We start from the raw sequence: 19176 nt of genomic DNA, 5'->3' as shown, positions 1-19176 counted from the left end.
AAAAATTGGTCTGAGGTTTGCGTAAATCTAGAGAAAACTCTACAATTATTTTTTTTACCTTCACAAAAAATTTTAAATGATGGAACATACACAATCAGTTCAGGGACAACAGATCACAATCGCATTGGTTACATTAGCTGTAATTATCATAGTAACGGCCTTTTATTTGTCGTTCATCAGGAAAAATAAATCTGAAAGCGCAGGTCATTAAGAAGAAGTGAAGCTATCCAGCAGCTGCATAGACTGGATAGCTTCATCAGCACTGCAGGGATTGGTTCCTTTTCCTAAAAAGTAACTGGTTACACTTTCTATCATTGGCTGCTGCACGTGTGCCAGTGCTTCAAAGATGTAATCTTCCGTTTGGCCGTCTATGGTCACCGAAACCTTATTCCCAAACATCGGGAAACTGATTATTCCTCCTGAGCCGATGATATCGCATTGATCTGATTCCTGACCCTGAGCAACAGTAAAGCACCATGTGCCATTAAAAACGATACCATTTTTAAATAATATGTGTCCGGTCACCAGGTCATCAGCTTTATGCTGTTTAGTCTGATTAAGGGCTATACCAGATGAGTAACTTACCTCACCAAAATAATAGATCATCAGATCCAGCTGGTGCGGAGAGAGATCGTGGAAAAGTCCGCCTCCGGAAATGGCAGGATCCATTCGCCAGTTGCTTTCAGAGTTGGCGATCAATTCATTTTTTGGCGACTGAAACATGCTCAGGTTTACAAATCGCACATCTCCGATGACCTTTTCGGTAAGCAGTTCTTTTATTTTTAAAAACATTGGCTGCTGCCGGCGATAATGTGCTACACTGAGTTTGGTAAGATATCTTTCAGATGCGGCTTTCATTCTAATGGCCGACCTGGTATTTAATGTCATCGGTTTTTCTACGTATACAGGTTTCCCTTTAGCAAGGGCCATTTCTGTATACGCTTCATGCTGGAGCGGTGGTGTAGCAATATAAATGGCGTTGACCTCAGGGTCATTAATTAATGCTTCAGCATCACTATACCATCGTGGCACTCCGTGGCGACGGGCATAATCTTCAGCCTTTACCGGATCTCTGCGCATTACAGCTACCAGTGATGAACCATTAACTTTATTGAATGCAGGTCCGCTTTTTATCTCGGTAACATCCCCGCAACCAATAATTCCCCATTTCAGTTGTTGCATCTTATTTTTTTACCAAATATGAGGTTAATTTGGTTAAAGATGATTTTTTTCCAGAATTTCGATTTGCGCTCCTATTTCATCGACCAATGCCTCATTAATGTCGTCATTGGTTTTCCAAATAAGTTTTGTGTTTCCAACAACCGGATAAATATGACCACTGCGTTCGCCGTTGACGTATACAATATAGTCACCTGGTTTTGGAACCTCCACACGTATTGCAGTGGGTTCACCGTCTATTTCTAAAGTAAATTCGTGAGGGTTCAGATCTTTTTCCTGTGTGTTTTCCATTTGATTGTATTTGATTGGAAGTAAAACAAAAAAGCAAGGTCATTGTTTGCTATGATCCATTCACAAAAAGATAGTTCATTTAAATTTATTGACTAAATTTAGCTGTGGTCAGAAAAATAATCCATATAGATATGGATGCATTTTATGCATCGGTAGAACAACGTGATTTCCCAGAATATAGAGGAAAGCCAATTGTAGTTGGTGGTTCACCGGATGGACGTGGCGTAGTTGCAACTGCCAGTTATGAAGCCCGTAAGTTTGGTATAAAATCTGCCATGTCATCCAGACAAGCGATCCAACTCTGTCCTTATGCAATATTTGTAAGACCCAGATTTGAGGCGTATAAAGAAGTTTCGTTAAGGATCAGAGAGATTTTTAGCAGGTATACAGCACTTATTGAACCGCTTTCTATGGATGAAGCCTATCTTGACGTTACAGAAGATAAACTGAATATTGGATCTGCATTGGAAATAGCGAAACAGATCAAACAAGCGATCAGAGATGAACTGAACCTGACAGCCTCAGCAGGGGTATCTTCCAGCAAGTTTGTTGCTAAAATCGCATCTGATATGAACAAACCGGATGGACTGACCTTTATAGGGCCATCCAAAATAGCCACTTTTATGGAAAGCCTGCCCGTTGAGAAATTCTTTGGTGTGGGTAAGGTAACTGCAAAAAAGATGAAAAGCATGCAGCTGCATACCGGGGCCGACCTAAAAAAACTTAGTGAACAGGATATGGCCAGGCACTTTGGTAAAGCCGGTAAGTTTTATTATTCTATTGTACGTGGAATTGATAAGCGGGAAGTACAGCCATACAGACAGACCAAATCTTTAGCTGTTGAAGATACTTTTCAGCATGATCTGATTACCATTGAAGAAATGCATACCGAATTGGGGCGGCTAACCGAGAAAGTATCAGTAAGGCTGGACAAGCACCAGCTTAAAGGACGTACCATCACCCTAAAGCTTAAATACAGTGATTTTAGTCTCATAACGAGGAGTTTGTCATTGAATAATCTGGTATCTGACTATGAGACGATATTAAATACCGTAAAAAAGTTACTTGAGAATGTATCATTGGATGATAAATCAGTCAGGCTTTTGGGTATTTCTATTTCTAATTTCAATGAAATTACTATTGAACCCAAATCCGGAGACCCATATCAGCTTCAATTATTTGAATAATTGAAATCGTCTTTTGGTATGTGTGTTTAGATCTTCATCAATATGTGGATTTATTCTACACCTTTCCATCTGATCGATAATCTTAAAACCCTCATAATGAATGATGTGCCATAAATTACTTATTAAGGCATAATTGTTAACAATAGTAGTAGTACAACTATTAAATAACATTAAAAAACATATTATGAAAAAGATCATCTTATCAGCAGCCTTTTTAGCATTAGCCGGTTTAACTACAGTAAGCGCAAACGAAATCAAAAACCCAATTCTAACAACGGTACAAGACAGTACAACAAAGGTTCCTGTGGAACTAAAGAACCTGCCAGACTCAGTTCAAAAAACGCTACAGTCTGAACCTGTAAAAGCATGGACTCCAGTGGATGCATTTTTGGTTACTAATCCGGATAAATCGTCTTATTATTTAATCAATGTAAAAAAAGATCAGGAAATAGGATCACTTAAAATTGATAAAGACGGAAAAATAATTCAATAATAATAATCTTCCCTATAATCATCCCTATATGTCCCTGTTGCCTATTTTAGGCAACAGGTTTTTTTCTGTTATTTTTTCAAACAACCTGGACAACAGAATGTTTCTTTAAAGCAACTTATAAATTATCGGAATTGAACTGTGTATTTTCTCAGTTGACGGCATATTCATTTCCAACTATTTTTGACTTACTATTAATAACAAAATTATTTAAACATTGTCGTTATGCATCTCAAAAATCTAAACAAGTCTTCCGTAACGCGCTTCTCAATCGGTATTCTAAAATTTATTGCTTTTGTATTGTTTGTGTTCTGCTTTTATTATGCATGTAAAATTACAACACCGTAAATTTTATAAGTTATCTGGCTACTTTTAAAAAGTCCCAGGGAAGCTTGGATATCGTACGTTTTTGCTCTTCTACCAGAAATTTGGCTATGTCATTAAGTGCATGCTCATGTTCACTCACAGTGCGGTCTCCCAGCGCTACTAACTTTTGAATATTTGAAGGGCTGGCAGCATCCAGTCCTTCTTTAATGCTCTCTAGGCTGCTGGGTTCTATACGTATGTAATTTTTCTCTTTGCCTGCCGACCTGAACAATTGCTGCAGAAAAAAATGACTTGTTTCTGCCACTCCACTCATCATGATATCTAAAATAGCTGGTACAATTGCCATCGCACTACTTTTCTTAAAGTGTTCATAGTCATAGGACCGTTTGGACTGACCTGTACCCAATGAAACCAGATGTATGTCATTGATTCTGGTTTGCTGATAAGCTTTTGTAACCTCTATTAATCCGCTTAAAGCAGGATTTGTGGCAAACACTCCTCCATCAAGCAACGGATATCTTACCCCGGCAAGCGAGTAAATTTCTGCAACGCTAAAGTAGGTAGGCGCAGCCGAAGTGGCCCTACAGACATCTTTAAGGTAGAAATCTCTTGAGTTGCCCCTGGCTATGGCATTCTGCTGTCTGAAGAAATGTGTCTTTCTCAATTCTATATTGTATGCGCTGACGATGCAAGGTTTAATGAGCTGACTTAGCCGGGTTTCTCCAAAATATTTTTCAAGTACTCTTTCAAATATCTGACTGTTGTAACGCTCTCCAGCCAAACCAAATTTTGCTCTCAGTCTTTTAAAGAAGCTCATTTTGAAGATCTCATTGCCGTGTTCCAGATACAGATCCAAAGCGGCTTTTGCTGAAAACATAGGGCGGGTTGGATGATCTTTAGAGGGGCAAAGCAATAAACAGGTCAAAATGCCTCCCGTACTTGTACCTGCGAAAAAATCAAAATAATCTACAATGGCTGCGTCTGGGTTCCTACTTTCTTTTTTCAATTTATCTTCGAGTGCCACGAGGAACATACCGGGAATAATGCCTCTTATGCCGCCTCCATCAATAGAAAGGATTTTCTTCATAAACTTTTGGTTACAGTAAATATACACATAAATATTATCCAGCGAATTTACAACTGTGTCTTTTCACAGTTGATAGGATGTATTACTGCGTGTATCTTTACAACAAATAACGCTAGTTCTTTTTCACGCTCTCAATACAATCATTACCTATGAGAAAATACAAAAGCCGGTTAGATACCGGCTTTTGTCATTAAAAAAATAATTAAGATTATTTCTTACAGGAGTATTAAAATGATTTTGCTATAAATAGGGATTTATAATTTTCTCTGTGATAATACGCCAGAAACAAATTTCCCAATAATAATAAAATAGCTATAGGCAATCCTTCAGGTGCAAGAATTGCATGGACAAATACAATGTTGAGCATGATTGGAAAGATAACTACAGTAGCTAAGGTAACGTAACGCCCACTCAGAAAAGCAAGCGCACATACCAGTTCTGTAACTTTAATAAAAGTCATCAGATAACCACTGGCTGCGATTCCCTCATTAAAAGTCTTCATGTTTCCAGGAGGGATTGGTGGTTGGGGCATGAGGTTAAAAAGTACTGCTACTGATGCAAAAAGGAACATTAGTCCCATAAGTGAGCGTACAATAATTACTGCGATTTTCATAGTTATCTTTTTTAATTTGTTAATTTGATAAGACTAATTTACATCAATTATAGCATATCTATAATGGGATGATACGACAATATAAGGGGGTGTTTGAGACAAAGGCCAATTAGAATTATTTAAGCTTGTTTTGCAGTCTTTCTTTTAAGTATTGATCCCATTCTGGTTTTAGCATACTAAGGACTATGGTATCGCGTCGGCTGCCATCCTGCCTGATGGTATGGCTTCTTAATATACCTTCCTGCATACATCCAATACTTTTCATCGCTGCTATGCTGCGTTCATTGAGGGTGTCAGCAGCAAACTCTACCCGTTCAAAGCCCTGCTGAAAGGCAAAGTCCAACAGGAGGTATTTGCAATGTTTATTTAATCCGGTACCTTGATGCTGCGTTGCGTACCAGGTATAGCCTAATGACACGTTATGCTGGTTTAATTTAATGTCGTAAAACCGGGTAGAACCGGCATAGCCATTCGTTCTTTTGTCTATGATTACGAAAGGATATTCTTTTTCAGCCACTCTGTTTGCTAAAGCACTGTCAATATAATTGCCCAGATCTGCTGCTGTATCTGCTTTTAGGGTAGAATATTTCCAGACTTCCGGTTGACCGGCTATATATAAAAGTTCTGGCAGATCCTGCAGGCTTAGCGGACGCAGCAGCGCTACTTCATTTTCGAGTGTGTAATCCTGTGTAAAATCAAATTTTATCATGGTTGTAAATAAAGTTATTTTAATAAACAAAAAGCCCTATAACCGGTATAAATCTACCAATTATAGGGCTTTTTGTTTATTAAAATACTTTATTTTTTGGGATCAAGCTGAACAGAGAATTCCACAGTTTCTGGTGGAAGACATTGCTGATCATCACAAACCATAAATTCTACAGTTCCTTTTACCACTGGATTTGCACCGGTAAACTTAACTTTTTGCTGGAATAACGCTGTTTTTTCAAAATAGCTTACATTCATATCAAATGTTTTCTCAAATTTAGTAATTGGCTTTGGTTCGATTGTTTTGCCAACTAAGGTGTAAGTTTTTGACGGAGCGAAAGAGAATGTTGTCTTTATAGGACCGCCATCAGCCATATTCTGCGAATACAAATGCCAACCTTCATCCAGCGTCGCCTTAAGAACGACTATTGCCTCGTTTTTTGAGATCTTTTTTGAAACGTAACTCCATTTTACAGGCTTCAGGATCTGGCTGCTGGCTGAGAAGCTGAATAGCAGGGCAACTGCAAATAAAAATAAATTCTTCATGTTTGTGTTTTGTTGTTTTTTTATGTGTTAGCAAACTTATATATTATTGTAAACAATCTGGTAATTTCAACGAAATTGTTTCACAATCATTGTCATATTGACTGTATAATTACACATTGGTTTAAAACAACCCGTATTTACAGCTTATATTCCCCCACCTAGTGAGCGGTAAAGTTCCACGCCAGCATTTAACTGTGCAGTTTTAATTGCTGCCAGTTCCAATTCACTCTGCAATGAATTACTTTGAGCCGTGATCACTTCAAGATAAGTGGCCATTCCATTTCTAAACAACAGGTTTGAATTTTTAACGGCCTGCTGTAAGGTATTTACCCTTCGTGAGGAAATATCGTATTGAGTTTTAAGTTTCTCTATTTTCACAAGTTCATCAGATACTTCTCCGACTGCATTCAGTACTGATTGCCTGAATACGATTACTACCTTTTCGCGGTCTATTTTAGCAAGCTCGTATTGTGTCTTCAACTGCTTGCGCTGAAATATTGGCTGGGTAATTCCTCCTGCTACAATTCCAAACAAGGAGGCCGGTATGTTGAACCAGTCACTAGCCCTAAAGGAATTTAAACCAGCCCCTGCGGTAATGCTGAGTGTAGGATACAATCCGGCTTTGGTGATGCCCACTTTAGCATTGGCAATGTTTAACGACAGTTCAGCACTTTTAACATCAGGTCTTCTACTTACCATTTCTGATGGAATTCCTGCAGTTAGCTGTTCTGGGATTTTGGTTTGCTCGAGGCTCCCCAGACGTGATATCGGGCCTGGCAATTTACCTGCTAAAATACGTAACGCATTTTCCTGAATGGTAATGTTCTGTTCCAGTTGGGGAATGAGCTGAGCAGCTACTAATTGCTGGGCTTCGGCCTGTTGGATGGCCAGTGAGGTAACCTGTCCGGCATCAAACTGAAGTTTTATTATCCTAAGCGTACTATCGCTCAAAGTCAGGTTTCTTTTGGCTGCAGCCATTTGGGCATCCATCATCAATAATTTATAATAACCCTGCGCTACATTCGCGATCAGCCTGGTTTGGATGGCCTTTTTTACCTCCGCCGTCTGCAGGTAAGTGGCAAGCGCAGCGTGTTTTTGGTTTTTTATCTTTCCCCATATATCTGCTTCCCAAACCAGTCCGATATTTGCATTGAAATCTTCAATATGCCTGGTATCCAGAAACTGACTGGCACTTAACCCGTTCAAACTATTGTCTGAAGGACGATTGGAATTAGCAGTGACCTGAAGTCTAAGGTCTGGCATATTAGCAAGTTTGGATTGCTTGAAAAGTAAATCTGCCGACTCAATATTTTTTAGAGCGAGCTGCAGGTCGTAATTTCTGGCAAGTGCAGTATCAATGAGTTCCTTTACTCCTGCTGTGGTAAAGAAATCTTTTAAGGAAAGACTGGCAATACTAGAAGAATCTACCTGATTTGAGTTTCTGAAACTTTCGGGAACAGCACCGGCAGGTAAAGCCACATCTTTAGATATTTTACATCCTCCTAGTACAAATACGATGAGTATGACAACGGCTGATGCATATGTGTATGTTTTCATTTATTGAGATATTTCTGGTAATTATGAATAGATGATATTCGTCTCAGGCTGCACGATGATATTGCTTTTTCCGGGAGACAGAACTTCAGGTTTGCCATTTACTTTTTCCTGCAAATGTTGGAATATGATAAACAGCACGGGAACGATGAACAGGCCAAGTACCACACCGGAGATCATGCCTCCCGCGGCACCAATACTGATGGAATGATTTCCTAAAGCTGAGGGCCCTACAGCATTCATCATTGGAATCATACCTACAATAAAGGCCAGTGAGGTCATGATGATTGGCCTTAAGCGTAATTTGGCAGCTTCTATTGCTGCGGCTGTAATTGTTTTGCCGGCACGTCTTCGCTGTACGGCAAACTCTACGATCAGGATGGCATTTTTTGCCAACAGGCCAATGAGCATAACCAAAGCGACCTGCACATAAATGTTGTTATCTATTCCCGTAAGATTAATGGCAAGAAATACGCCCAATATACCTGTAGGAATAGAAAGCACTACTGCCAATGGTAAAATATAACTCTCATACTGCGCGGCCAGCAGGAAGTACACAAACAGCAGACATAGCGCAAAAATTACAGTTGACTGTCCACCAGAGGTGATCTCCTCTTTTGTCAAACCAGAAAATTCGTAGGAATAACCAAATGGGAGCTGTTGCAGGGCCACCTCTTCTACCGCTTTTATGGCATCTCCTGAACTAAATCCTGGTTTAGGTATGGCATTGATCCCAATGGAATTAAAAAGATTATATCGGGACACATTTTCAGGTCCGTACACACGTTTTAGCTTGACCAGTGTATTAATCGGTACCATATCTCCCAGGGTGTTTTTCACAAACACACCATCCATAGATGATGGTGCAGCCCTGTCTGCTTTATCTGCTTGCACCATCACCCTGTAATATTTTCCAAAACGGTTAAAATCTGATGCTTGTGCGCTTCCAAAATAGGCCTGCATGGTCTGCATAATATCTTTAACATGCACACCCAACTGCTCTGCTTTTTCATCATTTACTTCCAGCTCAAGCTGGGGATAATCTGATCTAAAGGCAGTAAAAGCAACAGCTATTTCCGGGCGCTTCATTAACTCACCGATGAATTTCTGACTGATCCCGCTAAATTTATCTAAGCTTCCTCCGGTACGGTCCTGCAAAACCATATCCAGTCCGTCAATGTTGCTAAAGCCCGGTACAGTAGGAAAAGTGAATACAAAGAAGCTTGCACCTTTAATAGCAGCTAGCCGGCCTCTTACCTCATTCATAATCTCGTTAATGTCTTTTATTTTACCTCTTTCCTCAGCCGGTTTTAACAGGATAAAGGAAACACCCATTGAGGGGCTGGCAGACTGAGTAAGCATATTGAAGCCGGATAATCCCATAAGGGTTTTCTTGGATTCAAGATTCCCTAATTTGGCTTCAAGCTCTTTGATTACCTCAGTGGTCCGGTCCAGGGAAGCACCTGCAGGCATAGATAAGGATATAGCTATAAAACCCTGATCTTCTGAAGGTATAAAACCAGAAGGCGTTTTCTTTACCAGTATTGTTGTTGAGATAATCACGATAACCAGCCCAGTTATGGCAACCCATTTATAGCGGATCAAGAAACGTAATGAACCTAGGTATTTGCTGGTTAGTTTTTCAAAACCTGTGTTAAAACCAATAAAGAATTTCTCTTTAAATGTCCTTTTTTCAGTGGCATTCACATGGTTCTCCTTAAGGAAAAGAGCGGTAAGTGCCGGACTAAGCGTAAGGGCATTTACTGCAGATATCACAATGGCAATGGCCAGTGTAAAGGCAAATTGTCTGTAAAATACTCCCGTCGAACCTTCCATAAAACCGACCGGTAAAAATACAGCCGACATAACCAGTGTAATAGATATGATGGCACCAGTAATTTCACTCATGGCGGATACAGTAGCCGCTTTGGCAGACAAGTGTTTGTGTTCCATTTTTGCATGGACGGCCTCGACGACAACTATGGCGTCATCCACTACAATTCCTATGGCCAGAACAAGGGCAAAGAGTGTCAGCAAATTAATAGAGAAACCAAATAACTGCATGAAAAAGAAGGTTCCGATAATCGCAACAGGAACAGCTATAGCGGGTATGAGGGTAGACCTGAAATCTTGCAGGAATATAAATACCACTATAAATACGAGTATAAATGCTTCGATTAATGTGTGTTTTACCTGATCTATGGAGATGTCAAGCGAGTTTTTGGTATTGTAAAGGATCAGGTGCTTCACTCCTCTCGGAAAATCCTTAGCCGCTTTTTGCATCAATTTGTCGATAGCGATCTGGATCTCATTTGAATTGGACCCTGCCAGCTGCATTACTGCAATATTGATACCCGGCTTTCCATTTACCCTTGTAAAATTGCTATAGCTATATGCACCAAATTCGATTCTGGCAACATCTTTCAATCGTAGCACAGAGCCATCGGTATTGGATTTTATAGTGATATTTTCATAATCTTTTGGCTTATTTAATTTCCCTTTGTACTTGATCACATATTCGAAAGATTCCTGGCTGCTTTCTCCAAATTTACCGGGAGCAGCTTCAAGGCTTTTATCTTGTATCGCGGCCATTACTTCCTTAGGTGTGAGATTATAAGCAGCCATCTGAGCCGGTTTTAACCAGACCCTCATTGAATAATCTTTATTTCCACCAAATATGACTGACTGGCCTACGCCAGGAATCCTTTTGATCTCAGGAATGATATTGATCTGGGCATAATTGGCCAGGAAGGTTTGATCATAATTTTTTGTGTCTTCAGAAAACATATCTACTACCATGATCAGGCTGTTCTGCTGCTTGGAGGTGGATATCCCAGCCTGAACAACTTCGGCGGGCAACTGGCTGGTTGCCTGGGCTACCCTATTCTGAACATTTACAGCCGCCTGGTCTGGATTTGTACCCAGTTTAAAATAGACTGTGATTACTAATGATCCATCATTACTGGCAGTAGAACTCATATAGCTCATGTTTTCTACTCCATTGATGGACTCTTCTAAGGATGGAGCAACAGATCTGAGTACGGTTTCGGCATTTGCACCGGGATAAAGGGCAATCACCTGTACCGCTGGAGGAGCGATATCAGGGAATTGTTGTAAAGGTAGTTTTGTCAATCCTAGTACCCCAAGTATCACCAATAAAACAGAGATAACTGTGGCGAGGACTGGTCTTTGTATAAATATTCTGAACATGGTCTTTATTAATTAGCTGCTACTTTTAAAGTTTCTTCTTTCAAAACTTCTGGCTGGATGGCATCGCCATCCTTTAAATTTTCAAATCCTTTGGATACAATTCTGTCGCCTGATTTTAATCCTTCTTTAATCAGATAGTTCGTACCGCTTGTACCAAGAACTATAATTGGTTGTTTTGCTACTTTATTATTTTTGTCTACGGTATATAGAAATATTTTATCCTGGATTTCTATCGTGGCAGATTGAGGCACCAGAATGGCATCTTCATGCTGCATACTTAATCTAACCTTGCCCGTATTACCAGACCTTAATAGTCCTGAAGCATTTATAAAACTGGCCCTCAGTGTGATCGAACCTGTGTTTTTGTCAAACTGCCCGTCAATCATATCAATCTTCCCTTTTTGTGCATAAACCGTATTATCAGACAGGATAAGGGACACGGGCGGCAATTGCTTTAGCTTGGCAGCAGTGGTAGAAGAGGGATATTTTGCATTAAAATTGATAAAATCAGTTTCTCCCAATGAGAAATAAACATGCACTTCATGTACATCGGAAAGCTGCGTTAAAGGTGTCGGATCAGCGGGTGAAACCAGGCTGCCTTGTTTTTTTGGCAAACGGCCTACATAACCGTTCACCGGAGCTTTAATAACAGTATAACCAACGTTGATCTGTGCCGTAGCAACTCCTGCTTTGGATTGTGCGACATTTGCAAGCGCGATTGAATGGCTTGTTCTGGCTGTTTTTAACTGAATATCTGAAATTACGTTGTTTTGCACTAGCGGAACCAGCTTGTCAATTTCCAGCTTTGCATTTAATACCGAAGCTTCTGCAGCCCTTAAATTCGCTTTTGCATTATTTAATGCTTCGCGAAAAGGAAGTTCATTGATTTTGAATAATGGCTGACCGGCAGTTACCAGCTGACCTTCATTTACCAGGACTTTATCAAGATATCCTCCAACCTGAGGGCGAATCTCCAAATCAACAGTACCTTGAATAGCCGCAGGATATTCAAGATAAGTAGTTTCTGTACTTTTATTGACCGATATAACGGGTAATGATGGCACTACAGGAGCCGAGATTTGAAGTTTTTCATTTGAACAGCTATATAGTAATACAGCTATAAGGGTAAAGATTGTTGCTTTCATAACGTTATTAAATTGTTTAACAGTGTTAAGTAATTGAGTGTGAGGGGCAATAATTTTCATTGTAATAGTTTTAGTTAGTTAATAACCTATTTAAATTATTTAACAGTGTTAAGTAGATTTTAAAAAAATAAGAATCCTGGGCATTGGCATTACTTAATCATTTATATATTTAATGATTCCTTTTATGGCATCCTTTAGAATTCGCTGATTCATTTCTTCATTTCTTCCTTTATTCACAAGATTGATAGAAATTAGTCCGTGTATGATTGACCAAAAGGTATAATACTTTCTGCATACAAAATCTTCAGAACGGTTTTCAACTACAATTAATTTCTCTATTACCTCATAGATAAGGTCATCAACCAGCGCTGATTCAGGCATGGACTTTTTTAATTCACAACAATTCATATCTACGCCATACATAAGCTGATATAATTCTTTGTACTTAAATGCAAAATTCCAATAAGCAATCCACATAGCTTCCAACTGCTCAGCCGCATCATTATGCTTTTTAAGAGCAGCTCTTACTTCACCAGCTAAAATAATATATCCTTTTCTGGTTAGTTCTAATAAAATACCTTCCTTATTGGCGAAATATTCATAAATGATCGGGGCAGTATATTCAATCTTTTCGGCTATCTTACGCATACTTAAAGAATTCCAGCCCTCCTCTTTCACTATATCCAGAGCGGCATCAAGAATATTCAATCTCGTTTCTTCTTTTACCCTAGCTATACGTTCTTTACTTCCCATGACTTCCCTTACAGTTAATAAATAATTTAACACTGTTAAGCAAATGTAGATAGAGTTCACAAGAACTCTATCATTTATTTGTCAAATACTTAAAAAAGCCCTACATTTACCCTATTAGCCATATAATTGTATGTTGCCATTACCAAATAGATACAAGCTATGAACAACAGCCTTACTTTAAAAGACATTGCTAAAGCGCTCAATTTATCTATTTCTACTATTTCTAAATCGTTAAACGACAGTCATGAGATTAGCATAGACACCAAGAAAATGGTGTTGGAATATGCTCAGAAACAACATTACTCGCCTAATCGCCTTGCAAAAGGACTTAAAGAAGGCAAAAGCAGGTCTATTGGAGTGGTTGTGTGTTCGCTGGACAACAACGTAATTGCCCAAATGCTTGACGGAATTGATAAGTTCAGCACTGATAAGTCTTATCAGATCATCATTATGCAGAGTAAGGAATCGCCAATACAGGAAACTGCCTGCATTGAATTACTATATGCCGGTGGGGTAGATGGAATATTGATCTCACCTGCGTGTGAGACAGTTGATTTTAGTTATTTGCAATCGTTGCAGGATTCCGGTTTACCTGTTGTATTATTTGACAGATTAAGTGACCAGATAGAAACCCACAAAGTGGGTGCTGACAATTTTAAAGGTGCATATGATGCTACTATACATTTGATTAAAAATGGTTATAAAAATATTGCCCATTTGAACACCAATACGATTTTAAGTATTGCTACAGAACGTGTAAATGGCTACAAGCAGGCGCTGGCTGACAGCAATATCCCTTTCAGGCCTGAACTGTTGCGCTCATGTGATTATTCAGATACGCAAAAGCTCAATGCAGATCTGGAGGAATCTATTAAGTATTATATGACTTTAGAAAATAAACCAGATGCGATCTTTACAGCAGCCGACCAGATCAGCACTAAATGTCTGGTTTTATTGAATAAACTCGGTTTTAGCATTCCCGGCGACATTGCACTGATCGGATTTACCAATACAGATCTTGCTGAAGCATTCAGTCCCTCATTAAGTACTGTTCACCAGCCCGCTTTTGAAATTGGACAGTTGGCTGCACAAAAACTAATCTCATTAATAGAACGAAAAAACCATGCACCTGAATTTGAGACAATCATGCTGGAAACCAATATCAAAGCAAGGTCGTCCAGTGATTTCAAAACTGTAAACTAAAACGTTTGCGTTTATATATATACATACTGACATTGAATTTACTGGTTTAACTTGTATAATTGCATACAGATACTATTAAACCATGCAGAATAAAGAAAACATATTGATATTTGGTGAACTATTGCTTAGGTTCAGTTCTTCAGAAGATCAATTCATTTCTAAAAACCATACAGTTTCGCTCTTCCCAGGTGGTTCTGAAGCCAATGTGGCGGCTTCATTAGGCCAGTGGAAACTGCCATGCAGTTATGTTACCTGTGCGCCTGATAATGCCCTGACAAAAAGTGCATTGAATACCTTAAATGAACTGGGAGCTGACACTTCTAAAACCGCTTTGCAGGGAGATCGGCTTGGGTTATATTTTTTATTGTCAGCAAACGGACTCACAAGTGGTCAGGTGGTTTATGACCGGAAATTCTCATCTTTTAGCATGATCAGACCCGGGACAATAGATTGGGATTGTATAATGAAAGGCCATACATGGTTTCATTGGACTGCCCTTACCCCTGCCCTGAATGAAAATACGGCTATTGTTTGCAAAGAAGTATTGGTCGCCGCAAAAAAAAATGGACTAAAGATATCAGTAGATTTAAACTACAGAAACAGATTATGGGACTATGGGAAAGAGCCGATTGAAGTAATGCCTGAATTGGTGCAGTATTGCGATGTTATCATGGGTAATATCTGGGCGGCCAATAAGATGCTGGGAACCCATGTAGAAGAAAATTTAAACCGCGATATCATTCCAGAAGAATACAGGTTACATGCTGAAACTTCTGCACAGGAGATCTTCAAATTGTTTCCGAATTGCCGGCACGTAGCCAATACTTTCCGCTTTATGGATAATCCTAAACACAATTTGTTCTACGGTACTTACCATACTCTTGATGGAAATTATATCTCTAAAATATATGAAACCAATGCAGTTGTAGACAGAATAGGTAGTGGTGATGCTTTTATGGCTGGTCTTATATTCGGTCTTGCCAATCAGGAGAATGCTCAAAATGTGATTGAGAGGGCAACAAAATCGGGTTATCAAAAACTTTTTGTAAAGGGCGACTTTGGTGATGGGTCCGTTTAATTATAACTAATAATAAATAACATATTGATGAAAACAATTGAATCTACGCTGGAATTTATAAAGAATTACCCTGTTATCCCCGTTTATTATGATGAAAATCCCGATACCTGCTTAGCAGTTCTGGCTGCCTGTTATGCAGGTGGAATAAGGGTATTTGAATTTACTAACAGAGGTCCTGCTGCAGTAGAGAACTTTAAAACATTATTGAATTATAGAAATGAGCATTTCCCGGAACTTAAACTGGGAATAGGCACAATAAAAACAACTGAACAAGCAGCTCAGTATATAAAAATAGGAGCAGATTTTATTGTAAGTCCAATTGTAAGGGAGGATCTGGCAAGGATTACTTCAGAAAATAACTTGCTATGGATTCCAGGATGCATGACTCCTACGGAAATAAACTTTGCAGAAGAGTTAGGTGCCCCATTGGTTAAACTCTTTCCAGGAGATACATTGGGCCCAGGCTTTTTAAAAGCTATCAAACCATTATTTCCAAATTTGAAATTTATGCCCACTGGTGGAGTAGATGTAAACAGGGAAAATATAGATAACTGGCTAAATGCAGGGGTCACTGCCTTAGGTTTTGGGTCGAAACTTTTTCAAAATCCCAACGATTCCACTGACTACCAATGGCTTACAGAAAGATGCGAACTACTTTTTAAGCTAATAAACAGAAGCTAAGTTTTGCTTCTTTCATCTTCTTTATCGTAAAGGTCAATGAGCTTGCTTTGAAGTCTGATTACTGTACTTTCAAGTTCACTTATTTTTTCTTTTAACTGCTCTATTAATTGGGTTTCTTCATTCACACCTTCTTCTCCAATATCAAGAAGTTCTCTTAAAGTTAATTGATGAACGTCTGCTATCTGATTAATCCTGCTGAAATTAGGATCAGTAATACTTGTTTCAAGTTTAGAATAAGCTGGAATGGATATTTCTAATAAATCTGCCATTGCCTTCTGATTAACGCCTTTTTTCTGACGCAAAATCCTAAATTTCTCCCCTAGTGTTTTCATAGTCAATTATCTTAATAACTTTTACCAATTTTGGCTGAAATAAATTTAAGAATTATTAAATAAAATATTACGATATTATTACAATATTTTGAGATTATTTATTGAATCCGTTGTTTTATTATTAATTTTTATATTGTATACCCCAGATAAATGATGGTTTTCAGATGGTGACTTAATCAGCTAATTCATTAGTATTCATCATTAAGCGCAAAGATGGGTTTTCTGTTCATCCATTTCCCACTGGTGAAGTCTGGAAAATCAACAGTTTCATTTCCCATTTCGATAGACTGCTCACTTAAGGGTGTAATGGCGCTCCAGGCTGCCGCATCATAAACATCCAAAGGTGTAGTTGTATTACGTTTGATTGATTCGATAAACGCGTGCAAAACAAAAAAATCCATCCCGCCATGTCCTGCACCCTGCGCATCATTACCATATTTTTTCCATAACGGATGGTCGTATTTATCCAGCCATTCCTTTGCAGGATCCCATTCATGTGGTTTACTCACACCCTCCACATAAATGCTCTTATTAACATCCATCCAAAGTCCTTTTGTTCCCTGGACCCTAAAGCCTAAAGAATAAGGTCTTGGTAAATTGGTATCATGCTGTAAAATGATAGTTTCGCCGTTAGCACAATCAATTGTAGTAGTTACAATGTCGCCCAAACGGAAATTTACTTTAGCATTTGGATGGTTTTCTCCTCCTTTTGCAACGATATAATTGTGCAGGCCTCTTGATTTGGTTGCAAAAGAATTTAATTTCAGAAATCTATTTCCTCTGTTAATATCAATATAATTGGCTACTGGCCCAATTCCATGGGTAGGGTATAAATCACCGTTACGGTGTACAGAATGATTGGTCCTCCACTTTGCTTCAGAGAATCCCTTTTCATTAAACTCTACACCACCACCATAAGGTTTTATACCATCGTTGAATTTTACTTCTCTAAGATCATGCTGGTAACCACCCTGTAAATGAAGTATCTCTCCAAACAGACCTTGTCTAACCATATTTAATGCTGCCAGCACATCTCTTCGATAACATACATTTTCAAGCATCATTACATGAGCATTGTTCTTTTCCGCTGCCTGCACTACATCCCAGTGATCCTGGAGTGTGATGCCCAGCATAACCTCTGTAGCCAGATATTTGATTCCGGCCTCCATAGATTTGATGATCATTTCTTTATGCCATTCCCATGGAGTTGCTATTAACACGGACTGCAGTTCCTTTAATTCCAGCATTTTTTTCCAGGCATTGTCATCACCAGTAAAAATTTTAGGCATTCGTTTTCCACTTTTTGCTATCATAGCTTTTGCAGTGTCTAACATTCTTGGTTCTACATCACATATTGCCACCAGGTCTACGTCTTCTCTTTTCAATAATAGTTCCAGGTGGTTTTGCCCACGCAATCCTACACCTATTATTGCTATCTTAACCTTATCTGCTCTTGAGCTGGCAAATACAGAGTTTTCAGGTAAAATAGTAGCTGCCGCTGCGGCAATACCTGAGTTTCTAACAAATTGTCTTCTGTCCATAGTTAATTGAATTTATGCTGCTATAAATTTCAAGGGTATTTATTAAATTTAAAGGATATTGAAAAACTTACTGCAAGGTATATACTATTGAAGAAACTGATACTACAAAACTTTGAAATATACACGCAAACGTTTGTTTAAAGACAGCTTAAATTGCTTTCTTAACAATAAATGTACTTTTTTTCAAAATGTTATTGAATGCTTACGCAGTTTTGTCTAAGTTTGAATATAATGTCTGATAAACCAACAACAATAAAAGAGATTGCCAAATTGCTCAAGATCTCGGTTTCGACCGTATCCAGGGCATTAAATGACCATCCCAGCATAGGTTTAACCACAAAGATCCGAGTTAAGAAATTAGCATCAGAACTCAATTATGAGCCTAATCAAAAAGCAATTCAATTCTTACATGGCAAATCATTTGTTATTGGTGTTATCCTACCTGAACTATCTGAGTCATTTTTTTCGGCAGCTATCAGTGGCATTGAAGACGTGGCTTATAAAAGGAATTATACCGTACTACTCGCTCAGTCACATGATGACGCAGAGCGCGAAAAACTTCTTGTTGAAAAAATGAAGATGCAGCGTGTAGATGGCCTGCTCGTGTCTGTTTCAAAAACTACCAGTACTTACGAACATTTTGAGATCTTTAAAAAATTAAACATCCCGGTCGTGTTCTTTGACCGGATACCTCCCATAAAAAACATTCATTATGTAGCTTCCAATTTAGAATCAGGAACCTATGATGCGGTAAGTTTCCTGTTAAAAAAGGGGCACCGTGTTATCGGCATGATCAATGGGCCAAATACCTTGGTAGCCAGTAATGAACGAAAGGAAGGTTATGTCAAAGCGATGATCTCCAATCGTTTAAAATTTGATCCCTCGCTTATCGTAAGCTGTGATCTTTCTGAATCAGGAACAATTGAAGCAATGGATACGTTGATCAATCATCGCAGAAAACCTACAGCAATAGTGACTTTTAATGATTATGTGGCATTATTTGCGATGAGACATACGAAATCTGTCGGATTAAATGGAATTGATTTTGTAAGCTACGCAAATCTTCCAATCATAAAATATATGGACTACTCACCAATCGCATCTGTAGAGCAATTCCCGCATAAACAGGGTAAAAAAGCTGCTGATATCTTGATTGATCTGATCAACAGGCCAAAGAATGAGCTAGGCGCTGAACACGCTTATTTTAATGTCGTAGTAGCATCAGAATTAATCATCAGCGATTCTAAGTAA

At 38.8% G+C, this 19176-nt stretch carries 18 protein-coding genes; 6 read left to right on the top strand and 12 right to left on the bottom strand.

The window, feature by feature from the left end; all coding sequences use genetic code 11:
• Positions 1-207: 207 nt before the first annotated feature.
• Positions 208-1182 (bottom strand): Gfo/Idh/MocA family protein, encoded by a 975-nt coding sequence (locus EZ437_RS20475; protein WP_131597999.1) that lies wholly within the window; start codon positions 1180-1182, stop codon positions 208-210.
• 33 nt (positions 1183-1215) lie between these two features.
• Positions 1216-1470 carry a hypothetical protein gene (locus tag EZ437_RS20470; RefSeq protein ID WP_131597998.1) on the bottom strand — a complete coding sequence of 85 codons (255 nt, stop codon included), beginning with the start codon at positions 1468-1470 and terminating at the stop codon, positions 1216-1218.
• A gap of 104 nt (positions 1471-1574) precedes the next feature.
• Here EZ437_RS20470 and dinB point away from each other — a divergent pair, with 104 nt between their 5' ends.
• Positions 1575-2657 carry a DNA polymerase IV gene (gene dinB, locus EZ437_RS20465; RefSeq protein ID WP_225869643.1) on the top strand — a complete coding sequence of 361 codons (1083 nt, stop codon included), beginning with the start codon at positions 1575-1577 and terminating at the stop codon, positions 2655-2657.
• A gap of 184 nt (positions 2658-2841) precedes the next feature.
• Positions 2842-3150 carry a hypothetical protein gene (locus tag EZ437_RS20460; protein ID WP_131597996.1) on the top strand — a complete coding sequence of 103 codons (309 nt, stop codon included), beginning with the start codon at positions 2842-2844 and terminating at the stop codon, positions 3148-3150.
• Between the two features lie 355 nt (positions 3151-3505).
• Here EZ437_RS20460 and EZ437_RS20455 read toward each other — a convergent pair whose 3' ends face one another.
• From EZ437_RS20455 to EZ437_RS20420, 8 genes are all read right to left on the bottom strand, one after another.
• Complete coding sequence (locus EZ437_RS20455) at positions 3506-4561, bottom strand: patatin-like phospholipase family protein (RefSeq protein ID WP_131597995.1); 1056 nt, start codon at positions 4559-4561, stop codon at positions 3506-3508.
• A gap of 226 nt (positions 4562-4787) precedes the next feature.
• Positions 4788-5174: a DoxX family protein gene (locus EZ437_RS20450; RefSeq protein WP_131597994.1), complete on the bottom strand. Its 387-nt coding sequence runs from the start codon at positions 5172-5174 to the stop codon at positions 4788-4790.
• 115 nt (positions 5175-5289) lie between these two features.
• On the bottom strand, positions 5290-5883 hold the full coding sequence (locus EZ437_RS20445) for a GNAT family N-acetyltransferase (RefSeq protein WP_131597993.1): 594 nt from the start codon (positions 5881-5883) through the stop codon (positions 5290-5292).
• A gap of 89 nt (positions 5884-5972) precedes the next feature.
• A complete protein-coding gene (locus EZ437_RS20440) occupies positions 5973-6428 on the bottom strand; it encodes a protein-disulfide reductase DsbD N-terminal domain-containing protein (protein ID WP_131597992.1) in 456 nt (151 codons plus the stop codon).
• A gap of 144 nt (positions 6429-6572) precedes the next feature.
• Positions 6573-7985, bottom strand: coding sequence for a TolC family protein (locus tag EZ437_RS20435; RefSeq protein WP_131597991.1), 1413 nt, complete (start codon positions 7983-7985; stop codon positions 6573-6575).
• Between the two features lie 21 nt (positions 7986-8006).
• Entirely contained in the window at positions 8007-11192 is a 3186-nt protein-coding gene (locus EZ437_RS20430; RefSeq protein WP_131597990.1) for an efflux RND transporter permease subunit, read from the bottom strand.
• A gap of 8 nt (positions 11193-11200) precedes the next feature.
• The gene (locus EZ437_RS20425) at positions 11201-12337 is read right to left on the bottom strand and encodes an efflux RND transporter periplasmic adaptor subunit (RefSeq protein WP_225869642.1); all 1137 of its coding nucleotides are present in this window, start codon (positions 12335-12337) and stop codon (positions 11201-11203) included.
• A gap of 153 nt (positions 12338-12490) precedes the next feature.
• Positions 12491-13090: a TetR/AcrR family transcriptional regulator gene (locus tag EZ437_RS20420; protein ID WP_131597988.1), complete on the bottom strand. Its 600-nt coding sequence runs from the start codon at positions 13088-13090 to the stop codon at positions 12491-12493.
• Between the two features lie 159 nt (positions 13091-13249).
• On the opposite strand from EZ437_RS20420, the gene EZ437_RS20415 reads away from it, so the two are divergent.
• From EZ437_RS20415 to EZ437_RS20405, 3 genes are all read left to right on the top strand, one after another.
• Positions 13250-14293, top strand: coding sequence for a LacI family DNA-binding transcriptional regulator (locus tag EZ437_RS20415; RefSeq protein WP_131597987.1), 1044 nt, complete (start codon positions 13250-13252; stop codon positions 14291-14293).
• An 82-nt stretch (positions 14294-14375) separates the two neighbouring features.
• A complete protein-coding gene (locus EZ437_RS20410) occupies positions 14376-15371 on the top strand; it encodes a sugar kinase (protein ID WP_131597986.1) in 996 nt (331 codons plus the stop codon).
• 27 nt (positions 15372-15398) lie between these two features.
• On the top strand, positions 15399-16052 hold the full coding sequence (locus EZ437_RS20405; RefSeq protein ID WP_131597985.1) for a beta/alpha barrel domain-containing protein: 654 nt from the start codon (positions 15399-15401) through the stop codon (positions 16050-16052).
• Here the strand turns inward: EZ437_RS20405 and EZ437_RS20400 are convergent.
• Complete coding sequence (locus EZ437_RS20400) at positions 16049-16384, bottom strand: helix-turn-helix domain-containing protein (protein WP_131597984.1); 336 nt, start codon at positions 16382-16384, stop codon at positions 16049-16051. The genes EZ437_RS20405 and EZ437_RS20400 overlap by 4 nt on opposite strands.
• A 188-nt stretch (positions 16385-16572) precedes the next feature.
• A complete protein-coding gene (locus EZ437_RS20395) occupies positions 16573-17925 on the bottom strand; it encodes a Gfo/Idh/MocA family protein (protein ID WP_131597983.1) in 1353 nt (450 codons plus the stop codon).
• A gap of 231 nt (positions 17926-18156) precedes the next feature.
• Here EZ437_RS20395 and EZ437_RS20390 point away from each other — a divergent pair, with 231 nt between their 5' ends.
• Positions 18157-19176: a LacI family DNA-binding transcriptional regulator gene (locus EZ437_RS20390; RefSeq protein WP_165500484.1), complete on the top strand. Its 1020-nt coding sequence runs from the start codon at positions 18157-18159 to the stop codon at positions 19174-19176.

It is taken from the genome of Pedobacter psychroterrae, from assembly GCF_004331695.1.
Classification (GTDB): domain Bacteria; phylum Bacteroidota; class Bacteroidia; order Sphingobacteriales; family Sphingobacteriaceae; genus Pedobacter; species Pedobacter psychroterrae.
Note: the sequence above shows the minus strand (reverse complement) of the source record. Positions and strands in the feature narration are given on the sequence as shown.